Source organism: Pseudarthrobacter sp. DSP2-3-2b1 (assembly GCF_049895945.1).
Classification (GTDB): Bacteria; Actinomycetota; Actinomycetes; order Actinomycetales; family Micrococcaceae; genus Arthrobacter.
In genome coordinates, this window is sequence record NZ_JAFCTI010000011.1 from 152,221 (window position 1) to 159,801 (window position 7,581).

Below are 7,581 nucleotides of genomic sequence, written 5' to 3' on the forward strand. Positions count from 1 at the left end.
GTCGTGAGCTGAACCGTCGTGAGCTGAGCCGTCGTGAGCTGAGCCGTCGTCAGCTGAACCGGGGACCGTTGGCCCGGGACGGCGGCTGGTACTGGGAGGGCTGGGATGGACTCTGGAACGGCGGCGGAGGCGGACCGGGGATTTGGGACGCGGGCAGCGGGACGTGCGCCGGCAGTGGACGGCTGGGCCGTTCGCTGCGGATGGCGTCCTCGATCAGTGCCACCGGCCGGCGCCAGGCATCCGAGCCGGGCTCCATGGTGTCCACCACGCCGATCAGCATGGCGAGCAGCCGGAACAGGTCGGTCATGGAAATGTCGGGGCGCAGGGTGCCCTGGCCCTGGCCACGGCTCAGCAGGACGCTGATGGAATCGATGAGGGAGCCGGTGATCCCGGTCAGCAATTCGCGCCGCCCTGCCACGGCGCCCAGCAGGTTCGCGTTATCGCTGGCGGCGGCCATGATGGCCTCGATGACGCGCATCAGTCCGGTGGCCGGATCGATATCGGCCAAGGCGTCGACGATGACGGGGTCCACTGTCTCGCGGAGCTGGCGGTTCAGGGCGGCCAGGACCAGCTCCTCCTTGTCGGCGAAGTTCCTGAACAGCGTGGCCGGGCCAACGCCTGCCGTCGTCGCGATGGTCTGGAGGGGAACTTCCGGACCGTGCTCACGGAAGCACTGACGCGCCGCCGCGATGATCTTGTCAACGTTCCTGGCAGCGTCTGCGCGCAGTGGTTTGCGGACGACGTCGATGCTCATCCGATCAGGCTAGCAACGCAACAGACGGCAATCATGGTTACTGCGGGGTAGCTGCTTATGTGACGTTCTGCGCTTCGATTTGGCCCCGGGTGAGGCCCTGCTGCATGGCAGACTGGCCGTATGTTGCTTGCATTTTCAGTTGCCCCCTCCGGAACCCCTGCCAGTGGTGCCCGCCCCACGGATGCTTCAGTGCACGACGCCGTTGCCGCCGCGGTGAAAATCGTCCGTGAGTCCGGGCTCCCCAACCGGACCAGCTCCATGTTCACCGAGATCGAAGGCGAATGGGACGAGGTCTTTGATGTCGTAAAGCGGGCCACCGAAGCTGTGGGCGAGTTCGGCAGCCGCGTCTCACTGGTGATCAAGGCTGATATCCGCCCGGGCTACTCGGGCGAACTCAGTGCCAAGGTTGACCGCCTGGAACAGGCACTGCGCTAACGCAGCATTTCTGCCAGACTGTGGCCATGTCTGAGCACAAGCCCTCTGGGCGCGAGCCTTTTGAACACAAGTCCCAGCCACCGTGGGTGGCTGTTGAAGACTTCCTCACCGAAACCGTGGTGCACCCGGACGCAGCCCTGCAGCGCGCAGTGCAGTCCGCCACCGATGCAGGTATGCCGCCCATCGAAGTGACCCCGAACGCCGGCAAGCTGCTCAAGCTCCTGGTCCAGGTGTCCGGTGCGCACCGGGTGCTGGAGATCGGCACCCTCGCCGGGTTCAGCGCAATCTGGATGGCACAGGGACTTCCCGACGGCGGCCGGCTGGTGACGTGCGAATACCTCACCAAGCATGCGGAGATAGCCCGTGCGAACGTGGCGGCTGCAGGCCTGGCGGACAAGGTGGAGGTCCGGGTGGGCCCAGCAATGGAGACGTTGGCAGCCTTGCACGCCGAAGGCCAGGAACCCTTCGATTTCGTGTTCATCGACGCCGACAAGGAAAACAATTCCAACTACCTCGAGTGGGCCGTCCGGCTGGGCAGGCCCGGAACCACGGTGGTATTGGACAACGCCGTGTGGGAGGGCGTGGTCCTGGACCCTTCCATCGACGAGATCAATGCGCCGGGGATTATTGGCGCACTCGAGTTGCTGGGGAAGCACCCGCAGCTCGACGCCACGGTGATCCAGACCGTCGGGTCCAAAGGCTGGGACGGGTTCGCCCTTGCCCGGGTCCGGTGACGGACGTCCGGCAGGCTGCCAGCGCCAAGTGGTAAGTATGCTTGGAACAAGTTTTCCGTTCGGATCACCGGACGGTGTGCACAGCAGCGGAGGAACATGATGAAAGCGTCACCCACCCTGGCCGGCAACCTTCAGATGGTGCTCACGGACCTGATCGAACTGCACATGCAAGGCAAACAGGCGCACTGGAACATCGTGGGAACCAACTTCCGCGATCTCCACCTCCAGCTGGACGAGATCATCGCGGCGGCCCGGTTGTTCGCCGACCAGGCAGCTGAGCGGATGAGGGCCCTGCACGCCCTTCCGGACGGCCGGAGCATTACGGTTTCCGGTGACACCCGCTTGGACCAGTTCCCCGCCGGACTGACGTCCACGAAGGATGCGGTCAAGCTGGTCACGAACAGGCTGGAACGGACCGTTAAAACCATGCGGGACGTCCATGACGAGGTGGATGACGAGGACCCCACCAGCGCCGACCTCCTGCACGCCGCCATTGAACGCCTGGAGCAGCTGGCATGGATGGTGAACGCGGAGACCATGAGCCCCTCAGCGGCTGTCACCGAACCTGCCGATAAATAGGCGCCCGTGGACCGCGCCGCTCCGAGGCCCGTGCACTTCAGTCCCGATGCAGCGCCCGACGCCGGTCTGGTCACCTTGTTGGGAGATGTTGCCAGGGCGGTAGGGGACGTCCCGGCTCTCCTGGAGCTTGCCAGGGCGGCGGGCGCCAAGGCCCCGCTGCCGGGCCAGGGCAGGACGTCCACGCTCTGGGAGCTGCTGGCAACAGTGGCGGCCGTGGACGTTGCTGCAGCCCGGATCTTCGAGCCGCACTTTGACGCGCTCGCCATCCTCGCCCAGTCAGGGGTTGATCCGGTGGACGGACACGGGGAAGGGCGGGGGAAGGAGCCAGGGCAGTCCCGCGGGGCCTGGGGTGTTTTCGCCGCCGAAGGTCCCGGAGCCAGGCTGGAGGCGAAAGCGGGCGACGCCGGGATCCTCCTGAGCGGCTCGAAGCCGTGGTGTTCGCTGGCATCGAAGTTGGACAGTGCCGTCATCACTGCCCACACTGTTACCGGGGGCAGGGCTGCTTTTGCCGTGGACCTACGCCACCCCGGAGTGACGTGTGAGGAACCTGCCTGGGTGGCGCGGGGGTTGCGCGAGATCCCCAGCGGGACTGTCCATTTCAGCCAGGTTCCGGCAGTACCCCTGGGCGGGGATAACTGGTACTTCAGCCGTCCCGGATTCGCGTGGGGCGGCATGGGCGTGGCTGCCTGCTGGCTTGGCGGTGCCGTGGGCGTGGCCAGGGACTACAGGGACTCCCTCATCGCCGCTGCGGAGTCCGGCCGGGAACCCGATCAGATTGCGCTGGCCGCCTTGGGCGAAACGGATCGGATTCTCACGGCGGCGTTCCAGTATCTTGCGCGCACAGCCGCTCGGATCGACGCCGAAGCGGGTGCCACCGCCGGCACCGGCACCGGCGGGGCCAAACCGGCCACAGGGCCAAGCGAGTGGAGCGAAGCGCTGCGTGTCCGCGGAACTGCAGCGTCCGCCGTCGAACGTGTCCTTGCCCTGGTCACGAGCAACCGGGGGCCCGCGCCGCTGGCGTTCGACGAACAGTACGCTAAGCGCATGGCTGACCTGGCACTGTATGTGCGCCAGCATCATGGGATGCGGGACGATGCGCAGCTGGGAAAACTGACGCTCAAAGAGGGGCAGCCGTGGTGACCTTCTCCCATACCGGCCACGGGACGGACGAGGCAGCCTGGGCAGCGAGTGGGCTGCCGGCCATTGCCGAGCTGCCCTTGGACGGGCAGGAACTGGCAGCGATGCGGTTCCTGGTCCTCGTGGCCCACCCGGATGACGAGGCGTTGGGCGCAGGGGGCCTGCTGGCGGGTCTGCATGCGCTGGGCGCGGAGGTGGAGGTGCTGCTGTTTACGGCGGGGGAGGGATCTCACCCTGACTCGGTGACCGTTACTCCGGAGCAGCTGGCGGCCACCCGGTTGCAGGAGTTTGCCGCCGCCATGGAAGCCTTGGGGCTGGAGGGGTCCTGGCGCTTTCTCGGTCTCCCGGACAGCGGCCTGAGCAAGCGAAAGCCTGAAATTGCTGCGCTGTTGAGGGACACCGTCGGCCGGCACCCCGGGCAGCAGCAGTTGGCCATCGTGGCTCCCTACCGTGCGGATGGCCACGCTGACCATGACGCCCTGGGGTTGGTCGCTGCTGAGATCGCGGGGGAGGACGGGCACGCCCTGCTGGAGTTTCCCATCTGGTACTGGTTCTGGGCCTCGCCTGAGGACCCGGCCTGGCAGTCGTGGGTCCGGCTTCCCCTGGACCGGAAACAGCAGGCCGCCAAGGCCGCCGCCCTCAGTGCCCACACGAGCCAGCGCAGTCCCCTTTCGGACCTGCCGGGGGACGAAGTGCTCCTGAGCGAGGGCTTCGTGGAGCATTTCACGCGCGGGTTTGAGACCTTCGCCTGGACCCGGCCCCGTTCACTTGCGCCCCACACCAACGCGCCCCACGCCAACGCGCCCCACACCAGCGCCGACGCGCAACGGATTTTCGATGCCGTCCACGCGGGCTCAGAGGACCCTTGGGGGTACACCACCAGCTGGTACGAGCGGCGCAAACGCTCCCTTACCCTCGCCGCACTGCCGGCGGAACGGTACCGCTCAGGGCTGGAAATCGGCTGCTCCATCGGCACCCTGACCGCTGATCTGGCCGGCCGGTGCGCCAGCCTGCTGGCAGTGGATGCCAGCAGCACCGCGCTGGAACTCGCGGCCGGGCGGCTCGCGGCGGTGCCCGGCGTCGAAACCCGGCAACTGACGCTGCCGGCGCAGTGGCCAGGCGGCAGCTACGACCTGGTGGTGGTCTCTGAAGTCGGTTATTACCTGCCGCCCGCGGAACTGGAGGTGCTGCTGCGGCAGGTCCAGGAATCCATGCAGGCCGGCGGCACGCTGCTGCTGTGCCACTGGCGGCACCCGGTGTCGGGCTGGGAGCTCGACGGCGATTCGGTCCATTCGTTGGCCCGGAACCTTCTGCGCTGGCCCACCGCAGGGTTGTACCGGGAACGCGATTTTGTACTGGAAACGCTGGTGGCGCCCGGTGACCCCGGACCGCGGGGGAGTTGACGTGGAGCAGGCGGGGACGGACAGCCGGATCGCGAAAGTTGCCGTGGTGATTCCGGTACACAACGAGGAGCAGCACCTGGAGCGGGCCCTCGACGGGGTCCGGGCGGCAGCCGATGTACTGCAGGCCAGCCGGCCGGAGCTGGACATCGCCGTTGTGGTGGTCCTGGACAGCTGCACGGACAACTCAGGCGCGGTGGCGGCCCGAACCGCGGCGGCGGACCCGCGCATCAGCCTCTTCCGCGTTGCCTTCCACAGTGTCGGCAGAAGCAGGCGTGCAGGGATCACCTCCATCCTCAACGGCCGCTATAGGCAAGAGGTCGAAGCGGGCGCCCCGCAGGCCACCGGAAAGTTATGGCTGGCCAATACCGATGCTGATTCCCATGTCCCCGAAGACTGGCTCTTACGCCAGGTGATACTTGCTGACACCGGGGCCGACGCAGTCCTGGGGACGGTGGAACCCGATGCCGCCGGCATGGACGGCGAACTGCTGCGGCGGTGGCACCTCCGGCATACGTTGGTGGAGGACCATCCGCACGTGTTTGGTGCGAATCTGGGCGTGCGGGCGTCGGCTTACCTCCTTGCCGGCGGCTTTCCACGGCAGCGCTCGCACGAGGACCGGGTGCTGGTGGAGCGGCTCCGCCGTCGGGGGTTCAGTGTTACTTCCACGGACAGCGTCCGGGTCCTCACCTCCGGACGGACCGAAGGACGGGCGCCGCACGGGTTGGGCGCCTATCTCCTGGCGCTGCGGATGGAATCGGCGGTTGCACTGGAAAGCTGAGGAGGCAAAGCGAGGGGGCCGACGACGACTGGGGGGACTGGCCTCGGTCTCAGAAGAGGCCACCTCGCCGCCGACCCCGCCTGATACCCGGGCGTCACGGACCGGGAAACCTGGAGGAATCTGCTGATAACAATTTTCCTCCAAGTCGCCCCCGCTGCCTAGTCCCGCCCCGTTTGCTTTCGATCGGTGCTGTGTGAGCCCTTGCTGTCCGGGCCCTCGCTGTCCCGGCCGGTCCCGTCCTCATTCTTTTGGTGGCTTTCGCGCAGTTCACGGCCGCGCTTGACGTCTTCTTCTTCCTGCTTCTGGATTTTGTCGCTCTTCTTGGTGTCCCGCGGCGGCAGCTGGATGGTTTCCTCAGCCTCGATGCCTGCCTGGAGTTGGCGACCGCGTTCCATTTCGGCGTCGAACTCTGCGCCGAACAGCAGCGACATGTTCAGGATCCACAGCCACAGCAGCGCGACGATCACGCCGCCGATTGCGCCGTAGGTCTTGTTGTAGCTGCTGAAGTTGGCCACGTAGAAGCCGAAGGCCAGCGAGGCCAGCAGGAACACCACCAGGGCGATTGCCGAACCCATGCTCATCCAGCGGAATTTCGGCTGCTTTACGTTCGGGGTGGCGTAATAGAGGATGGCGATCGCTGCGATGATCAGCACCAGCATCACCGGCCACTTGGCGATGTCCCAGACGGTCAGGAAGGCGCCGCCGAGGCCGATCATGTTTCCCACGGATTCGGCCACAGGGCCGCTCAGGACAAGCATCGCGGCGATGGCAACGACTATCAGCAAATTGACGATGGTGACGCCGAGCATGGTACCGCGCAGCTTCACAAAGGGGCGGCCTTCATCGGTTTCGTAAATCCTGTTCATGGCCCGGCCGAAGGCCCCGACGTAACCGGAGGCGGACCAGAGTGCGGTGAGGAGGCCGAGGACCAGCGTCAGGCCGGCAGCTGAGGAGCTGGCAAGGTCCTGGACCACCGGGCGGATTGTGTCCAGGGTCTGGCCGGGAGCGAAACCCTGGACGATGTCGAGCAGGGCGGAGGTGGTCTTTTGCGGGTCCCCGAAGATCCCGAGGAGGGACACGAGCGCCAGGAGTGCCGGGAAGATCGAAAGCACTGAGTAGTAGGTCAGTGAGGCGGCCAGGTCGGGGCACTGGTCCTTGGTGAACTCCCTGAGGGTCTTCTTGGCGATGTACTTCCATGAGGGCTTGGAAACCTCTGTTGGGCTGTCTGGTTTGCGGGAATCATCCGGCGCTGGAGCCTGGCCAGCTTTGGCGGTGCTGGTTTCGGAGGCGTCTTGGGTGGCCATGGGGTGTCATCTCATTTCGGTTGGCAAAGGACAGGCCGGTCCTGCCAGCGGGGGCGGAACCGGCCTGTCTGTAATGCTGCTTGAAGCAGGGCACCGGTTGGTGCCGGGTGCTTAGGGATTACGTGTTTTGGACGTGGTCTTTGGCGTCGGTGGCGCGGTCTTTGACGTCTGCTGCTGCGTTCTGGCCTTCGGCCTTGACGTGTTCGGCGGCGTCGGTGGCGGTGGCTTTGACGTTTTCCATCGCTTCGCGGGCGGGCTCTTTGAGTCCTTCGGCCATGTCCTTGGCGGCGTCGGTCAGTTCCGTGGTCATCGGTTCGGCCGCGGTCTTGAGCGCGTCGGCGGCTTCGCGTTCTTTGGTGCTGGCCGGGATCAGGGAGGAGATCAGCATGCCGGCGCCGAAGGCCACCAGGCCGGCGGCCAGGGGGTTGCCCTGGGTCTTGGCCTTGACCTGCTGGGG

General features: G+C 66.3%; 8 protein-coding genes and 1 pseudogene. 6 read left to right on the top strand and 3 right to left on the bottom strand.

Going from position 1 to position 7,581, the window contains the following annotated elements; translation table 11 throughout:
- Positions 1–49: 49 nt before the first annotated feature.
- Positions 50–754 (bottom strand): TetR/AcrR family transcriptional regulator, encoded by a 705-nt coding sequence (locus ACP7AX_RS14585; RefSeq protein ID WP_426227297.1) that lies wholly within the window; start codon positions 752–754, stop codon positions 50–52.
- Positions 755–874: 120 nt separating this feature from the next.
- Here ACP7AX_RS14585 and ACP7AX_RS14590 point away from each other — a divergent pair, with 120 nt between their 5' ends.
- The 6 genes from ACP7AX_RS14590 (at position 875) to ACP7AX_RS14615 (ending at position 5,820) form a co-directional block, all read left to right on the top strand.
- Positions 875–1,189, top strand: a complete 315-nt coding sequence (locus ACP7AX_RS14590; protein ID WP_131684699.1) for a thiamine-binding protein — start codon at positions 875–877, stop codon at positions 1,187–1,189.
- A gap of 26 nt (positions 1,190–1,215) precedes the next feature.
- Positions 1,216–1,923 (top strand): O-methyltransferase, encoded by a 708-nt coding sequence (locus tag ACP7AX_RS14595; RefSeq protein WP_426227299.1) that lies wholly within the window; start codon positions 1,216–1,218, stop codon positions 1,921–1,923.
- 99 nt (positions 1,924–2,022) lie between these two features.
- Complete coding sequence (locus ACP7AX_RS14600; protein ID WP_131684845.1) at positions 2,023–2,502, top strand: ferritin-like domain-containing protein; 480 nt, start codon at positions 2,023–2,025, stop codon at positions 2,500–2,502.
- A gap of 6 nt (positions 2,503–2,508) precedes the next feature.
- The gene (locus tag ACP7AX_RS14605) at positions 2,509–3,642 is read left to right on the top strand and encodes a hypothetical protein (RefSeq protein ID WP_426227302.1); all 1,134 of its coding nucleotides are present in this window, start codon (positions 2,509–2,511) and stop codon (positions 3,640–3,642) included.
- Entirely contained in the window at positions 3,636–5,042 is a 1,407-nt protein-coding gene (locus ACP7AX_RS14610) for a PIG-L family deacetylase (protein ID WP_426227304.1), read from the top strand. The genes ACP7AX_RS14605 and ACP7AX_RS14610 overlap by 7 nt, the downstream gene beginning before the upstream one ends.
- On the top strand, positions 5,017–5,820 hold the full coding sequence (locus ACP7AX_RS14615) for a glycosyltransferase (RefSeq protein WP_426227306.1): 804 nt from the start codon (positions 5,017–5,019) through the stop codon (positions 5,818–5,820). Before ACP7AX_RS14610 ends, ACP7AX_RS14615 begins: the two co-directional genes overlap by 26 nt.
- A gap of 158 nt (positions 5,821–5,978) precedes the next feature.
- Here the strand turns inward: ACP7AX_RS14615 and ACP7AX_RS14620 are convergent, their stop codons facing one another.
- Positions 5,979–7,124, bottom strand: coding sequence for a YihY/virulence factor BrkB family protein (locus ACP7AX_RS14620; RefSeq protein ID WP_426227308.1), 1,146 nt, complete (start codon positions 7,122–7,124; stop codon positions 5,979–5,981).
- A gap of 118 nt (positions 7,125–7,242) precedes the next feature.
- A pseudogene (locus tag ACP7AX_RS14625) lies at positions 7,243–7,581 on the bottom strand (DUF3618 domain-containing protein); the annotation flags it as partial.

Excerpts from the sequence above, each read along its gene's own strand:
- ACP7AX_RS14585 (WP_426227297.1), bottom strand. The coding sequence starts at position 754 with ATGAGCATCGACGTCGTCCGCAAACCACTGCGCGCAGACGCTGCCAGG.
- ACP7AX_RS14620 (WP_426227308.1), bottom strand. The coding sequence starts at position 7,124 with ATGGCCACCCAAGACGCCTCCGAAACCAGCACCGCCAAAGCTGGCCAG.
- ACP7AX_RS14590 (WP_131684699.1), top strand. The coding sequence starts at position 875 with ATGTTGCTTGCATTTTCAGTTGCCCCCTCCGGAACCCCTGCCAGTGGT.
- ACP7AX_RS14595 (WP_426227299.1), top strand. The coding sequence starts at position 1,216 with ATGTCTGAGCACAAGCCCTCTGGGCGCGAGCCTTTTGAACACAAGTCC.
- ACP7AX_RS14600 (WP_131684845.1), top strand. The coding sequence starts at position 2,023 with ATGAAAGCGTCACCCACCCTGGCCGGCAACCTTCAGATGGTGCTCACG.